This window comes from Serratia sp. TSA_105.2, from assembly GCF_052692115.1.
On record NZ_JBQZFT010000007.1, the window covers coordinates 149,761 to 165,485 of the forward strand.

General features: G+C 64.4%; 15 protein-coding genes. 14 read left to right on the forward strand and 1 reads right to left on the reverse strand.

Annotated elements, in window-relative coordinates:
- The first annotated feature begins 1 nt into the window (after position 1).
- The 13 genes from ACUTSC_RS19475 to ACUTSC_RS19535 all read left to right on the forward strand — a co-directional run bounded on the left by ACUTSC_RS19475 (position 2) and on the right by ACUTSC_RS19535 (position 12,654).
- Positions 2-310 (forward strand): recombinase-like helix-turn-helix domain-containing protein, encoded by a 309-nt coding sequence (locus ACUTSC_RS19475; RefSeq protein WP_063988739.1) that lies wholly within the window; start codon positions 2-4, stop codon positions 308-310.
- A gap of 20 nt (positions 311-330) precedes the next feature.
- Complete coding sequence (locus ACUTSC_RS19480; protein ID WP_197767432.1) at positions 331-1,377, forward strand: Rieske 2Fe-2S domain-containing protein; 1,047 nt, start codon at positions 331-333, stop codon at positions 1,375-1,377.
- A complete protein-coding gene (locus tag ACUTSC_RS19485; protein WP_197767431.1) occupies positions 1,374-2,129 on the forward strand; it encodes an SDR family oxidoreductase in 756 nt (251 codons plus the stop codon). The genes ACUTSC_RS19480 and ACUTSC_RS19485 overlap by 4 nt, the downstream gene beginning before the upstream one ends.
- A gap of 36 nt (positions 2,130-2,165) precedes the next feature.
- Complete coding sequence (locus ACUTSC_RS19490; RefSeq protein ID WP_197767430.1) at positions 2,166-2,960, forward strand: IclR family transcriptional regulator domain-containing protein; 795 nt, start codon at positions 2,166-2,168, stop codon at positions 2,958-2,960.
- A 109-nt stretch (positions 2,961-3,069) separates the two neighbouring features.
- Positions 3,070-4,011: a VOC family protein gene (locus ACUTSC_RS19495; protein ID WP_197767429.1), complete on the forward strand. Its 942-nt coding sequence runs from the start codon at positions 3,070-3,072 to the stop codon at positions 4,009-4,011.
- Positions 4,008-5,219 carry an NAD(P)/FAD-dependent oxidoreductase gene (locus tag ACUTSC_RS19500; RefSeq protein ID WP_443003189.1) on the forward strand — a complete coding sequence of 404 codons (1,212 nt, stop codon included), beginning with the start codon at positions 4,008-4,010 and terminating at the stop codon, positions 5,217-5,219. Before ACUTSC_RS19495 ends, ACUTSC_RS19500 begins: the two co-directional genes overlap by 4 nt.
- 23 nt (positions 5,220-5,242) lie before the next feature.
- Positions 5,243-6,499: an MFS transporter gene (locus ACUTSC_RS19505; protein ID WP_038874278.1), complete on the forward strand. Its 1,257-nt coding sequence runs from the start codon at positions 5,243-5,245 to the stop codon at positions 6,497-6,499.
- Positions 6,500-6,531: 32 nt separating this feature from the next.
- Positions 6,532-7,056 (forward strand): cupin domain-containing protein, encoded by a 525-nt coding sequence (locus ACUTSC_RS19510; RefSeq protein ID WP_197767427.1) that lies wholly within the window; start codon positions 6,532-6,534, stop codon positions 7,054-7,056.
- On the forward strand, positions 7,056-7,874 hold the full coding sequence (locus ACUTSC_RS19515) for an alpha/beta fold hydrolase (protein ID WP_055311972.1): 819 nt from the start codon (positions 7,056-7,058) through the stop codon (positions 7,872-7,874). Before ACUTSC_RS19510 ends, ACUTSC_RS19515 begins: the two co-directional genes overlap by 1 nt.
- Positions 7,871-8,665 carry an SDR family oxidoreductase gene (locus ACUTSC_RS19520; RefSeq protein WP_164096940.1) on the forward strand — a complete coding sequence of 265 codons (795 nt, stop codon included), beginning with the start codon at positions 7,871-7,873 and terminating at the stop codon, positions 8,663-8,665. The genes ACUTSC_RS19515 and ACUTSC_RS19520 overlap by 4 nt, the downstream gene beginning before the upstream one ends.
- A 15-nt stretch (positions 8,666-8,680) precedes the next feature.
- A complete protein-coding gene (locus ACUTSC_RS19525) occupies positions 8,681-9,475 on the forward strand; it encodes an aspartate dehydrogenase (RefSeq protein WP_197767426.1) in 795 nt (264 codons plus the stop codon).
- A gap of 16 nt (positions 9,476-9,491) precedes the next feature.
- Positions 9,492-10,961 carry an aldehyde dehydrogenase family protein gene (locus tag ACUTSC_RS19530; RefSeq protein ID WP_197767425.1) on the forward strand — a complete coding sequence of 490 codons (1,470 nt, stop codon included), beginning with the start codon at positions 9,492-9,494 and terminating at the stop codon, positions 10,959-10,961.
- Positions 10,962-11,013: 52 nt separating this feature from the next.
- Positions 11,014-12,654, forward strand: coding sequence for a thiamine pyrophosphate-binding protein (locus tag ACUTSC_RS19535; RefSeq protein WP_197767604.1), 1,641 nt, complete (start codon positions 11,014-11,016; stop codon positions 12,652-12,654).
- 41 nt (positions 12,655-12,695) lie between these two features.
- Here ACUTSC_RS19535 and ACUTSC_RS19540 read toward each other — a convergent pair whose 3' ends face one another.
- A complete protein-coding gene (locus tag ACUTSC_RS19540) occupies positions 12,696-13,448 on the reverse strand; it encodes a M48 family metallopeptidase (RefSeq protein ID WP_019456034.1) in 753 nt (250 codons plus the stop codon).
- Positions 13,449-13,686: 238 nt separating this feature from the next.
- On the opposite strand from ACUTSC_RS19540, the gene tkt reads away from it, so the two are divergent.
- Positions 13,687-15,681 carry a transketolase gene (gene tkt, locus ACUTSC_RS19545; RefSeq protein ID WP_445653507.1) on the forward strand — a complete coding sequence of 665 codons (1,995 nt, stop codon included), beginning with the start codon at positions 13,687-13,689 and terminating at the stop codon, positions 15,679-15,681.
- Positions 15,682-15,725 lie beyond the last annotated feature (44 nt).

Here is a 15,725-nt window from a genome sequence, read left to right on the forward strand (position 1 = left end):
CATGCAGCACATCACCGATTTCAATCCCTGGCTGCCGGACACCCAACAGGTGACGCCGGCCCGTGAAGGCGGCAACGGCCAAATCCACCAGCCGGGCCAATTTCGCAACGTGATCTGGCAAACCCGCGCTCGGGTGCCGGACGGTTTCGAAACCGCCCTGGTGGCGGCGCTGGAAGCCATCTTCGAGCAGGGGGCGGAAGAGCTGGATCAGATCGTCAGCGCGTTGAACGAGCGCCGTCTGTTCGATCGCAGCGGCCAGCCGTGGAATGAGACGACGTTCCGCGAGTTCCTTCACGTTAACGGTTTTTGAGCCGCATCCGGGAGAAGACAATGACAGTAAACACAACATCATCCTCCGCACACAGCTTGCAGGACTATCTTGACCAGGGGTTGCGCAGCATGTGGTATCCGGTGCTGGCCAGCTGGGAAGTAGGCAACAACCCGGTCGGTATCACCCGTCTGGAACAGCAAATCGTGGTGTGGCGTGACGGTGAAGGCCAGATCCACGCGCTGGAAGACCGCTGCCCGCACCGCGGCGCGCGGCTTTCCATGGGGTGGAACCTCGGCGATCGCATCGCCTGCTGGTACCACGGGGTGGAGGTTGGCGGCGACGGGACGGTGAAAGACGTGCCGGCGGTGGATCGCTGTCCGCTGGTGGGCCAAAAATGCCTGCGTTCTTACCCGGCCAAAGAAGCCTATGGCGCGGTGTTCCTCTATTTCGGCGTGACGGCGGATGAAGCGCCGGCGGAGCTGACTTTTCCGCAAGAGCTGGCGGACGAAGCCGCTTACAGCAACTTCCTGTGTACCGCGAGCTGGGACTGCAACTACCAGTACGCGTTGGAAAACGTGATGGATCCGATGCACGGCACCTACCTGCACTCTTCCTCGCACTCGATGGCGGAAGGGGATCGCAAGGCGGATATGGGGCTGGAGCCGACCGACAGCGGGTTTATCTTCAAGAAGAACGGCCAGATCGGCGTCAACTTCGACTGGGTGGAGTTCGGCAGCAGCGGCGCCTATTGGATGCGTCTGTCGATCCCGTACAAGAAGCGCTTCGGGCCGGGTGGTCACTTCTGGATCATCGGCATGGTGGTGCCGGAAGACAAGGATCACTGCCGGGTCTTCTTCTGGCGCATCCGTAAGGTCAAAGACTGGCAGCGCGACATGTGGCGCTTCATGTACCGCAACCGCCTGGAGTCGCTGCATTGGGACGTGCTCGAGCAGGATCGCATCGTACTTGAGAACATGGCGCCTAACGCCCGCGGCCACGAATATCTGTATCAGCACGACGTCGGTCTTTCTCGCCTGCGCCGCATGATGCAGAAAGAAGCGCAGAAACAGCTGGCGACGTTGCGCGAGCGCGAGGCGGCGCAGTGAACGGCCTGCTGAACGGTAAACGCATTGTTGTCACCGGCGCGGCGCGCGGCCTGGGCTACAGCTTCGCCGCCGCCATCGCCGCCGCCGGCGCGCAGGTGGTGATGTGCGACATTCTGGCGGATGAGCTGATGGCGGGCGGCGCCGCGCTGCGCGAGCAGGGCGCTCAGGTGGAAACGCAGACGATCGATCTGGCGTCACCGGATTCGATCCGTTCGGCGTTCGAGAAGATCGCCGTAGGCGGCGGGATCGACGGCCTGGTGAACAACGCGGCGCTGGCGACCGGCGTCGGCGGCAAAACCATGATGGAATACGATATCGATCTGTGGGATCGGGTGATGCAGGTCAACGTGCGCGGCACCTGGCTGGTGAGCCAGGCGGCGGTGCCGCTGCTGGCGCGCAACCCGCACGCCAAGATCGTCAATGTGGCGTCGGACACCGCGCTGTGGGGCGCGCCGCGCCTGATGGCCTATGTCGCCAGCAAAGGCGCGCTGATCGCGATGACGAGATCGATGGCGCGCGAGCTGGGCCCGCAGGGCATCTGCGTCAACGCCATTGCACCGGGCCTGACGCGGGTGGAGGCTACCGAGTATGTCCCCGCCGAGCGTCATCAGCTGTACGAGCAGGGGCGCGCGCTGGCCGGGGCGCAGCACCCGGACGATGTGAACGGTACGGTGCTTTATCTGCTGTCGTCGCTGGCGGATTTCGTCACCGGCCAACTGCTGCCGGTCAACGGTGGCTTCGTATTCAACTGAGGCCCGCAGGGCTGGCGCACAGCGCAGGAGCGAGACATGGCGGATGAGCAAGCATGTAAGTATCTGATCCCGGGACTGGATCGCGGATTGCAGTTGCTGCTGGCGTTTGGCGAGCAGCATAAGGAAATGACCTTCGCCGAGTTGCATCGCCTGGTCAACATGCCGAAGGCCACCGCTTACCGCGTGGTGCAGACGCTCGAGCACCTGGGCTTTTTGGAGCGCAATCCGCGCACCAACACCTTTGCGCTCGGCATCAAGGTGCTGCGCCTCGGCTTCGAATACATCGCGTCGCTGGACGTGGCGCAGGCCGGCCAGCCGGTGATCGAGCAGCTGCGCGATCGCAGCCAGTGCAGCAGCCATCTGGCGATCCGCGATGGGCGCGACGTGATCTACATCGCCCGCGTCAGCGCCGCCGGTTCGCAGATCAATCAGGTCAGCGTCGGCACCCGCTTGCCGGTACACCAAACCTCGCTTGGGCGCATGCTGTTGACCAGCGCCACCCGCGGCGAGTTCGAACAACTTTATCCGGACGCGCAGCTGCCGGGCAATGCGCCGGGCACCCCGGCGGATCGCGAAACGCTGTGGCAGATGGTGCAGCAAGACAAAGCGCGCGGCTATGTGATCGGCGAATCGTTCTTCCGCCACGGCATCTCCTCGATCGTCTACCCGATCTTCAACCGCGAGCAGCGGGTCGAGGCGGTGGTCAGCATCATGGTGCCGTCCGATGAGATCCCGAAAGCGGATCGCGAGCGGCTGCGCATGGAAGTGCGCGACGCGGCGGAGAAAATTTCCGGCTTCCTCGGCGCGCCGCCGCAGGCCAAGGTCGGCTAACCGACAGGACCGACTCTTTTACTCAGGCAGGGATAAGGCCCGTAGCAAACAGGGGCCGGGGTTCACTCATGCCTGAAAACCGTATGCAGCGAGAACGTGAGGCTGAACAATGAGCGTAATCGGAATCGAAAAACTGGAATTTGGCGTCGAAGATCTGCCAACCTGCGAAAAATTCATGCAAGACTTCGGCCTGCAGCCCGCCACGCAACATTGGGGCGAACCGCAGCGCGAATTCACTACCCTGAGCGGGGCGCGGGTTGTCCTGCACCCCTTGCAAAGCGCGGCGCTGCCTGCGGCGTTTGAAGGCGGTTCTACCCTGCGCCGCATGACTTGGGGCGTGGCCTCGCCTGCCGATCTGGCGCGCCTGCAGCCGCGTTTGGCGCTGATGCCCGGCTTCCGTCAGGTGGGAGAAGAGCTGGAATGCCTCGATCCCAACGGCATGACGCTGCGCTTCGTCGTCAGCCGCCAGCAGGCGGTCGAGGTGCCGGTCACGCCGATCAACCAATGGGGCGACGTGCGCCGCATCGATCAGCCCAGCCCAGTCTATGCGCAGGCGCAGCCGATCAACATCGGCCACGTGGTGTTTTTCGTTGAGGATCTGGCGGCGACCGAGCGTTTCTATCGCGAGCTGTTGGATTTCCAGGTTTCCGATCGCTATATCGATCGCGCCGTCTTCCTGCGTACCCAGGCGCGCGGCGGCCACCATAACCTGTTCCTGCTGAAGCTGCCGAACCGCGCACGGGGCCTGAACCACGTGGCGTTCACCGTGCGCGATATCCACGAAGTGATCGGCGGCGGCATCGCCATGAACAAGGAGAAGTGGAGCACCTTTATCGGCCCCGGCCGCCACCCGATCTCCTCGGCCTATTTCTGGTACGTCAACAGCCCGACCGGCGGCGCGTTCGAGTACTACACCAACGACGATTATCTGACGGAAAACTGGCAGCCGCGCGAGCTGGAGCATTCATTGGTCTCCTTCACCGAATGGGCGGTAGAGGGCGGCATCGATCACGACACGCGCCGCCAGCATAAAAAGGCGGCGGCGTTATGAACCGGCCGGAACACTCGGGCATCGTCATCGTCGGCGGCGGTCAGGCCGGCGGCTGGGCGGCCAAGACGCTGCGCGATCGCGGTTACAGCGGCCGGCTGACGGTTGTCAGCGACGAACCCTACGATTTTTACGAGCGGCCGCCGCTGTCGAAAGCGGCGCTGTTGGATGCCGCGGCTCCCCTCAGCCGGCTGTTCAGCGAACAGACGGTGGCGGAGCTGAATATCGACTGGCGTCGCCCGCTGCGCGCCGAGTCCATCGATGCAGAACAGCAAATCGTCACGCTCAGCGACGGGCAACGGCTGCAGTTCGAGCAGTTGCTGATCGCCACCGGCGGGCGGCCGCGTGTGCCGAGCGCCGCCTGGGCGCAGCACCCGCGCGTGATGACGCTGCGTTCCTGGGACGATGCGGCCCGGTTGCGGCAGGGCCTGCAGGGCTGCCGTCGCCTGGCGATCGTCGGCGGCGGTTGGATCGGGCTGGAGATCGCCGCTTCCGCGCGCCGTCTCGGCGCCGAGGTGACGGTGTTTGAACGCCAGCCTGCGCTGTGCATGCGCAGCGTCGGCGCCGACGTCTCACAGGCGTTGCTCGAACTGCATCGCCAGCAGGGCGTCACGGTGCTGTGCGGCTGCGGCGAGATCTCGCTGGAAGATCGCGATGGCGCCGCCTGGATCGGCAGCGAAGTCAGCGATCCGCAGGACTTCGATCTGGTGGTGGTGGGGATCGGCGTCGAGCTGAATCTCGAACTGGCGCGCAGCGCCGGGCTGACGATCGACTCCGGCATCGTGGTCGACGGCCAGGGGCGCACCAGCCATCCGGCGATCTTCGCCGCCGGCGATGTGGCGCGCCACCCGACGCTTGGCCTGTGCCTGCAGTCCTGGGCCTACGCGCAAAATCAGGCCATTAGCACCGCCTGCGCGATGCTCGACGCCTTCGCCGCCCCGTATGACGACGTGGCCTGGCTTTGGTCGGATCAATACGACGCCAATATCCAGATCCTCGGAGTGCCGAGCGGCGGCGTGCACCATGTGGTGCGCCGCACGCCGCAGTCGCAGGTGTTCTTCACGCTGAACGCCGATCGGCAGCTGGTGCAGATGGTGGCGTTCAACGACGCGCGCACCATCAAGCTCGGCAAGCGTTGGCTGGCGAGCGGCCGGGTGTTGGATCCGCAGCAGCTGGCGGATGCGGAGTTTTCTTTGATGGCGTTGAAATAACGCCCGAACCTCGGGAGCGTTTTATGACTACGCAAGACATTGACGCCCGCGCAGGACGGGCGGGGGAAGCTGTTGCCGAAAATCCGCAGCAGCGGGTGCGCTGGTCGGTGCCGATCGCGCTGTTTGCCTGCGTGTTGCTGGCGTTTTTCGACAAGATCAGCATCGCGGCGCTGTTTTCCGATAGTGAGTTTCAGCAGGCGTTAGGGATCGGTTTTGACCCGGCGCGGCTGGGCTTGCTGATGAGCGCCTTTCTGTTCTCCTACGGCATTTCCTCGATGCTGCTCAGCGGCATCGGCGATCGGCTTAATCCGGTCAAGGTATTGATTGGCATGATGGTGGTGTGGGGCGTGCTGATGGTGTTGATGGGGATGGTGCGTTCCTATCACGCCATGATGACGCTGCGCATTCTGCTCGGCATCGCCGAAGGGCCGCTGCTGCCGATGGCCTACGCCATTATTCGTCAGGCCTTCCCGCCGCAGCTGCAGGCGCGCGCCACCATGCTGTGGCTGCTCGGCACGCCGCTGGGCGCCGCGCTTGGCTTCCCGGTCACCCTGTACATTCTCAATACCTTCGACTGGCAGGCCACCTTCTTCTTTATGGCGTTTCTGACGTTGCCGGTGATGTTGCTGGTGCTGTTCGGCATGCGCCACCTGAACGTCGCGCGTCCGGCGGCGGCGACCAAGCCGGCGGTGTCCGAACGCCAACAGCATCGCCGAGAGCTATTGCGCAGCCCGCACTTTTGGATGATCTGCCTGTTCAACATCGCCTTCCTGACCTACCTGTGGGGCATGAACGGCTGGTTGCCGAGCTACCTGATCAAGGGGAAAGGCATTCATCTGGAGCATGCCGGTTACCTCTCTTCGCTGCCGTTCATCGCCATGCTGCTCGGCGAGGTGCTGGGCGCCTGGCTGTCGGACAAGCTGGATCGGCGCGCGCTGGCCTGCTTCCTGTCGCTGTGCGGCGCCGGCCTCGGTCTGGCGGTGGTGCTGCACCTGCAGGGCACCTACAGCGTGATTGCCGCCATGGCCTTCAGCACCTTTATGTGGGGCGCCGGTGCGCCGAATATTTTCGCGCTGTTGGCGAAGGCGACCAGCAGCAAGGTCAGCGCTACCGCCGGCGGTATCTTCAACGGGTTGGGCAATTTTGCCGGCGCGCTGGCGCCGGTGCTGATGGGGGCGTTGATCGCCGCCACCGGCAATATGGATAACGGCCTGCTGTTCCTGGTGGTGATGGCTTTCGTCGGCTGCCTCATTCTGCTGCCGTTACTGAGAAAGTACTGATTAATCAATCGATTCAACAGAGGAGTGACAACATGTCTCAGGTTGAGAACAAAGCCGGCGTCAAGCCGCAGGATCTGTCGATGGAAAATTGGGTAGAGTCGCGCATCGCGCGTTTCGAAGGCCGTAAATACGACTGGAACGCGCTGAAATTCCAGGCCGATTTCGACCCGAAATACCGCCGCGCGCAGATGCGCTACATCGGCACCGGCGCCACCGGCGTGGCCAGCGACGCCAACACCATTCCGGCGGGCAACTTCACCTTCTCCACCATGGTGCTGCCGGCGAAGTGCGAGGGCCCGTTGCACCTGCACGACGACGTGGAAGAAGTGTTCTTCATGCTGAAAGGCAGCATCACGCTGATGATTCAGGATGGGGAGGAGTATTACGAGACGAGGCTGAAAGAGCGCGATCTGATCTCGGTGCCGGCGGGGGTGTATCGCGGTCTGTTCAACCACGGCGAGGAAGAGGCGCTGATGTGCGTGATGCTCGGCACCGCCAAGCCGGAGATCCCGACTTACCCGGCGGATCACCCGCTGTCCAAAGTGAAGCGCAACTGATGAACGGCCTGGCGCAACGCCAACGGGCGCGCTGCGGGGCGTACACCCTGAGCTGGCGCGAGGCCGGGCAGGGGCGGCCGGTGGTGTTGCTGCACGGCATCAGCTCAGGATCGGCCTCGTGGATCAAGCAGCTCAACGATAGCGGCCTGACGGACGGCCACCGTCTGTTGGCGTGGGATGCGCCGGGCTACGGCGGTAGCCTGCCGTTGGCGGATCCTCAGGCCGATGCCGCCGGTTATGCGGCGGCGTTGGCGGCGCTGATTGATGAGCTGCAGCTGGCGCAGCCGCTGATCGTCGGCCATTCGCTGGGGGCGCTGATCGGCAGCGCCTATGCCGCCGGCTATCCGGACGGGTTATGTGGATTGGTGTTGGCGGATCCGGCGCAGGGCTATGCCACGGCGCCGGAGGAAAAACGTCGGCAGGTGTACGGCCAGCGCCAACAGATGATAGAGACGCTGGGGCCGGTGGGCTATGGCGAGCAGCGGGCGGCGGCCTTGCTGCGTGAAGGGGCGGATCCGCAGGATATCGCCTGGGTGCGCAACGGCATGCAGCAGCTCGATCCCGACGGTTTTCTGAGCGCCGCCTGGATGCTGGCCAACGACGATATCGGCCGCTATCTGGCGCGCTATCGCGGCCCTCTGGAAGTCTGGTGCGGTGAACAGGATCGCATTACGCCGCCGGAGAAGGCGGCCGAGCTGGCGCGTGAGCAGGACGCGACGCTGCGTTTGATCGCCGCCGCCGGCCATGCCAGCTACCTCGACGCGCCGGCGTGTTTCAACCGCTATCTGCGGGACTTTACGGGAGCAATCCAACGATGAATTTTCAGCTTGAGAATCGGGTGGCGGTGGTAACCGGCGGCTCGTCGGGCATCGGTTTCGAAACCCTGAAGCTGCTGCTGGCCGAAGGGGCGAAGGTGGCGTTCTGCGGCCGCGATCCGGACAAACTGGCCGGTGCAGCAGCCAGCCTGCGCGCGGAGTTTCCGCAGGCGGAGATCCTGGCGCTGCGCTGCGACGTACTGGACGCGCAGCAGGTGGCGCAGTTCGCCGCCCAGGTGACGGCGCATTTCGGCGGCGTGGATCTGCTGATCAACAACGCCGGTCAGGGCTTCGTTGCCCATTTTGACCAGACGCCGCGCGAAGCCTGGCTGCATGAGGCCGAGCTGAAGCTGTTCGGCGTGATCAACCCGGTGCAGGCGTTTTTACCGGCGCTGGAACGATCGGCGATCGCGTCTATCACCTGCGTGAACTCGCTGCTGGCGCTGCAGCCGGAAGAGCACATGATCGCCACCTCGGCGGCGCGCGCCGCGCTGCTCAACATGACGCTGACGCTGTCGAAAGAGCTGGTGGGCAAAGGCATTCGCGTTAACTCGATCTTGCTGGGGATGGTGGAGTCGGGCCAATGGCGCCGCCGTTTCGACGAGCGCAGCGATAAAGATCAAAGCTGGGAGCAGTGGACGGCGGCGATCGCCGAACGGCGCGGCATCCCGATGAAACGCCTCGGCAAGCCGCAGGAGCCGGCGCAGGCGCTGCTGTTCCTCGCTTCGCCGCTGGCTTCCTTTACCACCGGCGCGGCGCTGGACGTTTCCGGCGGCTTTAACCGCCATGTGTAGCAGGGGCCGAAAAAGATGAAGAAGATCATGATGATTGGCTACGGTGCGATGGCGAAGGAAGTGATCGCCCGTTTGCCTGAAGGCGTGGAGGTCGGTTGGATCCTGGCGCGCGCAGCTCATCATGCGGCGATCGCCGGGGCCTTTGGAGGGCGGGTGCAGGCGCTGACTCATCCAGCCCAGTGTTCGCAGCGGCCGGATCTGGTGCTGGAGTGCGCCAGCCAGCAGGCGGTGGCGGAGTTCGGCGAAGCGGTGCTGCAGCGCGGTTGGCCGCTGGCGCTGATCTCGACCGGCGCGCTGGCGGACGCCGCATTGCAACAGCGGCTGCAGCAGGTTTGCCGCCGCCATCACGGGCAGCTGATCGTGCTGTCCGGTGCGGTGGCGGGGATGGATGGGCTGGCGTCGGCGCGCGAAGGCGGGCTGGAGAGCGTGACCTATCAGGCCAGCAAAAGTCCAGCCAGCTGGCGCGGCAGCCCGGCGGAGCAGCTGATCGACCTTGATGCGGTGAGCGAAGCGCAGGTGTTTTTTGAAGGTTCGGCGCGCGAAGCGGCACGTTTGTTCCCGGCCAATGCCAACGTGGCGGCCACCATTGCGCTCAACGGCCTGGGGATGGACGCCACCCGGGTACGCCTGCAGGTCGATCCTGCCACCCGGCGCAATACCCATCGTCTGCAGGTGTGCGGCGACTTTGGCGAATTTCACATCGAGCTGAGCGGCACCCCGCTGGCGAGCAATCCCAAAACATCAACCCTGGCGGCGCTGAGCGCGGTACAAGCCTGTCGCCGTCTGGTGGACGGCGGTTTTATTGCCTGAACGGCAGGAGCGGAGCATGGAACGATTGAATATTTTTGTCGCCGGGCGCTGGCGTGAAGGGCGTGGCGAAGAGATGGCGTCGGTATTCCCGGCCGACGGCAGCGTCAACGCGCGGCTGCGTGCCGCTAACGTCGAGGACGTGAACGAGGCGGTGGAAGCGGCGGAGCGCGCCTGGCGCGCGCCGGAATGGCGTGGGTTGGTGCCGCATCAACGCGCCTCGATCCTTTACCGCGTCAGCAACCTGATTCTGGCGCAGCAGGAACAGCTGGCCGAGCTGCAGACCCGCGACAACGGCAAGCCGCTGGCGGAGACCCGCGGGCTGGTGGCCAGCGCGGCGGCGACCGCGCGCTACTTCGCGGCCGCCTGCGAGGTGTTGGAAGGCGAGCTGCCGACCCCGCGCAGCGCCGAGGTGATGACGCTAAGCCAGTATCAACCGATGGGTGTGATCGCCGCTATTACGCCGTGGAACTCGCCGATCGCCAGCGAAATGCAGAAGGTGGCGCCGGCGTTGGCGGCGGGCAACGCGGTGGTGCTCAAACCGGCCGAAGCCACGCCGCTGATGGCGCTGAAGCTGGCCGAGCTGTTCGAACAGGCGGGCCTGCCGGCCGGGCTGCTCAGCGTGTTGCCGGGCAAAGGTTCGGTGATCGGCGAGGCTTTGGCGCGTCATCCGCTGGTGAAAAAGATCTCCTTTACCGGCGGGACCAGTACCGGGCGCCATTTGGCGCACATCGCCGCCGACAAGCTGATCCCCACTTCGCTGGAATTGGGCGGTAAGTCGCCGACCATCGTGCTGGAGGACGCCGATCTGGAGCAGGCGGCGCGCGGCATCTGCTACGGCATTTTCAGCTCCGCCGGCCAGGCGTGCATCGCCGGTTCGCGGCTGTTCGTGCATCGTTCGCTGTATCAGCCGCTGCTGGCGCGCTTGACCGAACTGACGGCGGGGCTGCGCATCGGCAACCCGCTGGTGCCGGGCGTGCATCTCGGCCCGCTGATCAGCGCCAAACATCGGCAAAGCGTGGCGGACTACGTGGCGCTGGCGCGGCAGGAGGGCGGCCGGGTGATCATCGGCGGCGAAGCGCCGGCCGATCCGCTACTGGCGAGCGGCAGCTATTACCTGCCGACCATGATTGAAGGCTTGAACAACGACGCCCGCGTTTGCCAGGAAGAGATCTTCGGCCCGGTGCTGGTGGCGCTGCCGTTTGACGACGAGCAACAGCTGATCGAACAGGCCAATGACTCGGTGTACGGCCTGGCGGCCGGCATTTGGAGCCGTGACTTCCCTCGCGCGATGGCGCTGGCGGAGCGGCTGGAAACCGGCACCGTCTGGGTCAATACCTACAAAACGTTCTCGATTTCCACGCCGTTCGGCGGTTTCAAGGAGAGCGGGCTGGGCCGCGAAAAAGGCCTGAACGGCATCAAGGCCTACATGCAGCAGAAAAGCGTGTATCTGGCGCTGAGTCATCAGGTGAGCCGCTGGAGCGACTAGGCCGACACCTCTACGCATAACCCTAATAACGAATACCCTAAGAAGGCAGATGATGAGCGATAAAATCACGGTTGGCGAGGCGATAGCCCGGACTCTGGAACAGTACGCGGTGTCGGCGATATACGGCATCATTTCGATTCATAATCTGCCGATCGCCGATGCGGTGGGGCAGCGCGATAAAATCCGCTTCGTGCCGGCGCGCGGCGAAGCAGGGGCGGTCACCATGGCCGACGCGCACGGGCGTTTCTCCGGCCTGGGCGTAGCCTTGACCAGCACCGGCGCCGGCGCCGGCAACGCGGTGGGGGCGATGATTGAGGCGCTCAACGCCAACACGCCGCTGCTGCATATCACCGGCCAGGTGGAAAAAGCCTATCTGGACGCCGACGCCGGTTTTATTCATGAAACCCGCGATCAGCTCGGTTTCCTGCGCGCCTGCTCCAAGCGCGCTTACCGGGTCAATTCGCCGGAGCAGGCGGTGGCGGTGATCCAGCGGGCGATCCTGGATGCGCAAACCGTGCCCTGCGGCCCGGTGGCGGTCGAGATCCCGATCGATATTCAAAGCAGCCTGGTTTCCCGTTCGGTGCTGACCGAGCCGTTGGCGCCGGCGCCGCTGCCGAAGGCGGACGATGCGGCGGTGGAACGGTTGCATCAGCGGCTGAAACAGGCCAAGCGTCCGCTGCTGTGGTTGGGCGGCGGCGCCTTGGCCTGCGGCGACGCGGTGCGCAAGCTGGCGGACGCCGGCGTGGCGGTGATCTCCAGCACCCACGGGCGCGGCATTCTGCCGGACAGCCATCCGCGCAGCCTGCGGGCGTTCCATAACTCACCGAGCATCGAAGCGATCCTGACGCAGTGCGATCTGACGCTGGTGGCCGGTTCGCGCCTGCGCAGCAATGAAACCCGTACCTGGACGCTGCCGCTGCCGCGCCCGCTGGTGCAGATTGACATCGATCCGGCGGCGGCCAACCGCAACTATCTGGCCGATGAACAGATCAACGGCGACTGTGCGGCGCTGCTGGCGGCGCTGGCGGCGCGGCTGGCCCCCGGCGAGAAGGTCAACGCCGAGTGGGATGCCGAGATCGCGGGGGCGGTGCAGCAGGCGGAGAGCGCGCTGCGCCAGCAGTCCGGTGAATACGCCAAACTCAACGACGCCATCGACGCCGCGCTGCCGCAGGACGGGCTGTTGGTACGCGATATCACCGTTTCCGGCAGCGTCTGGGGCAGCCGGTTGTTCCGGGCGATCTCGCCGCTGTGCAACATTCACTCGCTGGCGGGTGCCATCGGTATGGGGCTGCCGATGGCCATCGGCACCGCGATTGCCAACCCGCAGCGCAAGGTGGTGGGGCTGGTGGGCGATGGTGGTCTGGCGCTGGGCCTGGGCGAGTTGGCGACCATGGCGCAGGAACAGGTGAATATCACCTTGCTGATCATGAACGACGGCGGTTATGGCGTGATGCGCGGCATTCAGGACAAGTACTTCGCCGGGCGCCAGTATTACAACGAGCTGCATACGCCAGCCTTTACCCAGGTCGCCGAAGCGATGGGGTTGAAAGCCTGGAAGGTGGACGCGGTGTCGCAGTTCAACGGCGTGCTGGCCGAGGCGATCAACTACCCGGGGCCGTCGGTGGTCGAGGTGGACATGAAACAGGTCGGGCCGCTGACTTTCGCCGGGCCGCCGCAGAAAACGCTGTATTAATACGATAAAAAACGCCCGGCGATTGCCGGGCGTTTTCGTGGTTATTTCTCTGCCGCGATGCGATCGCGGATGTGCTGCGCACGCGCTTGGGAAGAAGGGTGGTCGTCGAACAGGCTGCTCTGGCGGCCGGCTTCCATCTGGGCCAGCTTCTCGAAGCTGGTGGCCAGGCCGTTCGGATCGATGCCGCGCTTTTTCAGCAGATCGAACGAGTAATCATCCGCTTCGCTTTCCTGCTTCTGCGAGAACTGGGCGCTGACCAGCTTCTCGCCGATGTCTGCCAGCTGCGACTGCGACAGCGAGCCGATGACGCCGCCGGCGGAGGACGCCGCGGTGCGCAGCGCCACGGTGCCGTAAGCCACCTGCATCGCCTTGCGGGTGTGGCCCAGCGCCACGTGGCCCATTTCGTGGCCCAGCACGCCTTCCACTTCGTTGTCGTTCATCATGTCCATCAGGCCGCTGTAGACGCGGATGCAGCCGTTGGCCATCGCCCAGGCGTTGACGTCTTTGGTCACGTAGACCTTGTAGTTGGCCGGGGTGCCGTTGATGTTGTCGCCCAGCGCCGCGGCGATTTTGTTGAGACGCTTGGCGTAGGTGCTGTCGGCCGGCGCGATTTGTGCCTTGCTGTCCATCTCGGCACAGGATTTATCACTCAGGGCCTTAACGTCGTTGTTGCTCAGGGTCGCCGCCTGGAACGCCTGCGCGCCGGACTGCATCAAGGTTTCGGTATTCAGGTTTTGACAGCCGGTTGCCAAGGTGGCAATGCCCAACGCAATCAAAGAGGTACGGATCTTCATAACGCCATCTTCCTGTGAAGGTAACAAGGTAAAAGAGTCATTTTGCTTGGAGGAAATCTTGTCGCAAGAGCCTAGTGTACGCCAGCCAAGGCGAGAATAGTGTTATTCCGAAAAAGCGTCCAATCGTGCTAATAAGTGGTGAACTCGCTCTCATTTGGCATTAGGGATTGCCGTTGTGATGTGGAGTCTGAGAAAATAGGGAACTTGACTGCTTTTTTTATCCGACCTGGAGTAAAACATGTCCTCTCGTAAAGAGCTTGCCAACGCCATCCGCGCACTCAGCATGGACGCCGTACAAAAAGCAAATTCCGGCCACCCGGGGGCCCCTATGGGCATGGCGGACATCGCCGAAGTCCTGTGGCGTGACTATCTCAACCACAACCCGACTAACCCGCACTGGGCTGACCGCGACCGTTTTGTGCTCTCCAACGGCCACGGCTCCATGTTGATTTACAGCCTCCTGCACCTCACCGGCTACGACCTGCCGATGCGCGAGCTGGAAAACTTCCGTCAGCTGCACTCCAAGACCCCAGGGCACCCGGAGTACGGCTACACCCCAGGCGTTGAAACCACCACCGGCCCGCTGGGCCAGGGTATCGCCAACGCCGTCGGCTTCGCCATCGCCGAACGCACCCTGGCGGCGCAGTTCAACCGCCCTGGCCACGACATCGTTGACCACCATACCTACGCCTTCATGGGCGACGGCTGCATGATGGAAGGCATCTCGCACGAAGTCTGCTCCCTGGCCGGTACCCTCAAGCTCGGCAAGCTGACCGCTTTCTACGATGACAACGGCATCTCCATCGACGGCCACGTCGACGGCTGGTTCACCGACGACACCGCCCTGCGCTTCGAAGCCTACGGCTGGCACGTGGTGCGCAACGTCGACGGCCACAACCCGGACGCCATCAAGGCCGCGATTGAAGAAGCCCGCAAGGTGACCGACAAGCCGTCGCTGCTGATGTGCAAGACCGTTATCGGCTTCGGTTCGCCGAACAAGGCCGGCACCCATGACGTGCACGGCGCCGCGCTGGGCGCAGCCGAAGTGGCCGCCACCCGCGAAGCGCTGGGCTGGAAATACGCCGCCTTTGAAATCCCGCAGGACATCTACGCCCAGTGGGACGCCAAGGAAGCCGGTCAGGCCAAAGAAGCGGCCTGGAACGACAAGTTCGCCGCCTACGCCAGGGCCTTCCCGGAGCAGGCTGCCGAGTTCAAGCGCCGCATGAACGGCGAGCTGCCGGCCGACTGGAAAGCCGACGCCAAGGCGTTCGTGGAAAAACTGCAGGCCAACCCGGCCAACATCGCCAGCCGCAAGGCGTCGCAGAACGCGCTGGAAGCGTTCGGCAAGGTGCTGCCGGAGTTCCTGGGCGGCTCCGCCGACCTGGCGCCGAGCAACCTGACCCTATGGTCCGGCTCGAAAGCGCTGAACGTTGACCCGGCGGGCAACTACATTCATTACGGCGTGCGCGAGTTCGGCATGACCGCCATCACCAACGGCATCGCGCTGCACGGCGGCTTCCTGCCGTACTCGGCGACCTTCCTGATGTTCGTGGAATACGCCCGCAACGCGGTGCGCATGGCGGCGCTGATGAAGCTGCGCAACGTGTTCGTCTACACCCACGACTCCATCGGTCTGGGCGAAGACGGCCCGACCCACCAGCCGGTGGAGCAGCTGGCAAGCCTGCGCGTGACCCCGAACATGAGCACCTGGCGCCCGTGTGACCAGGTGGAATCGGCGGTGGCGTGGCAGTACGGCATCGAGCGCAACGACGGCCCGACCACGCTGGTGTTCTCGCGCCAGAACCTGACCCAGCAGCCGCGCACCGCTGAGCAGCTGGCGAACGTGTACCGCGGCGGCTACGTGCTGAAAGACTGCGCGGGCACGCCGGACGTCATCCTGATTGCCACCGGCTCCGAAGTGGGTATCACGGTGGAAGCGGCGGACAAGCTGACCGCGGCGGGCCGCCAGGTGCGCGTGGTGTCGATGCCGTCGACCGACGCGTTCGACAAGCAGGATGCGGCATACCGCGAGTCGGTGCTGCCGGCGGCGGTAACGGCGCGCGTGGCGGTGGAAGCGGGTATCGCGGACTACTGGTACAAGTACGTGGGGCTGAACGGCGCCATCGTCGGCATGACCACCTTCGGTGAGTCGGCGCCGGCAGAGCAGCTGTTCGCCGAGTTCGGCTTCACCGTGGACAACGTGGTGGCCAAGGCGCAGGCGCTGCTGAAGTAAGCGGCCTGGCGCCAGCCGATAAAAAAGCCGGTCATCGTGACCGG

What these genes read in the sequence shown, in the direction of transcription:
- ACUTSC_RS19480 (WP_197767432.1), top strand. Translation starts at nt 331, where the DNA reads ATGACAGTAAACACAACATCATCCTCCGCACACAGCTTGCAGGACTAT.
- ACUTSC_RS19500 (WP_443003189.1), top strand. Translation starts at nt 4,008, where the DNA reads ATGAACCGGCCGGAACACTCGGGCATCGTCATCGTCGGCGGCGGTCAG.
- ACUTSC_RS19525 (WP_197767426.1), top strand. Translation starts at nt 8,681, where the DNA reads ATGAAGAAGATCATGATGATTGGCTACGGTGCGATGGCGAAGGAAGTG.
- ACUTSC_RS19490 (WP_197767430.1), top strand. Translation starts at nt 2,166, where the DNA reads ATGGCGGATGAGCAAGCATGTAAGTATCTGATCCCGGGACTGGATCGC.
- ACUTSC_RS19520 (WP_164096940.1), top strand. Translation starts at nt 7,871, where the DNA reads ATGAATTTTCAGCTTGAGAATCGGGTGGCGGTGGTAACCGGCGGCTCG.
- ACUTSC_RS19535 (WP_197767604.1), top strand. Translation starts at nt 11,014, where the DNA reads ATGAGCGATAAAATCACGGTTGGCGAGGCGATAGCCCGGACTCTGGAA.
- ACUTSC_RS19475 (WP_063988739.1), top strand. Translation starts at nt 2, where the DNA reads ATGCAGCACATCACCGATTTCAATCCCTGGCTGCCGGACACCCAACAG.
- ACUTSC_RS19495 (WP_197767429.1), top strand. Translation starts at nt 3,070, where the DNA reads ATGAGCGTAATCGGAATCGAAAAACTGGAATTTGGCGTCGAAGATCTG.
- ACUTSC_RS19515 (WP_055311972.1), top strand. Translation starts at nt 7,056, where the DNA reads ATGAACGGCCTGGCGCAACGCCAACGGGCGCGCTGCGGGGCGTACACC.
- ACUTSC_RS19505 (WP_038874278.1), top strand. Translation starts at nt 5,243, where the DNA reads ATGACTACGCAAGACATTGACGCCCGCGCAGGACGGGCGGGGGAAGCT.
- ACUTSC_RS19510 (WP_197767427.1), top strand. Translation starts at nt 6,532, where the DNA reads ATGTCTCAGGTTGAGAACAAAGCCGGCGTCAAGCCGCAGGATCTGTCG.
- ACUTSC_RS19530 (WP_197767425.1), top strand. Translation starts at nt 9,492, where the DNA reads ATGGAACGATTGAATATTTTTGTCGCCGGGCGCTGGCGTGAAGGGCGT.
- tkt (WP_445653507.1), top strand. Translation starts at nt 13,687, where the DNA reads ATGTCCTCTCGTAAAGAGCTTGCCAACGCCATCCGCGCACTCAGCATG.
- ACUTSC_RS19540 (WP_019456034.1), bottom strand. Translation starts at nt 13,448, where the DNA reads ATGAAGATCCGTACCTCTTTGATTGCGTTGGGCATTGCCACCTTGGCA.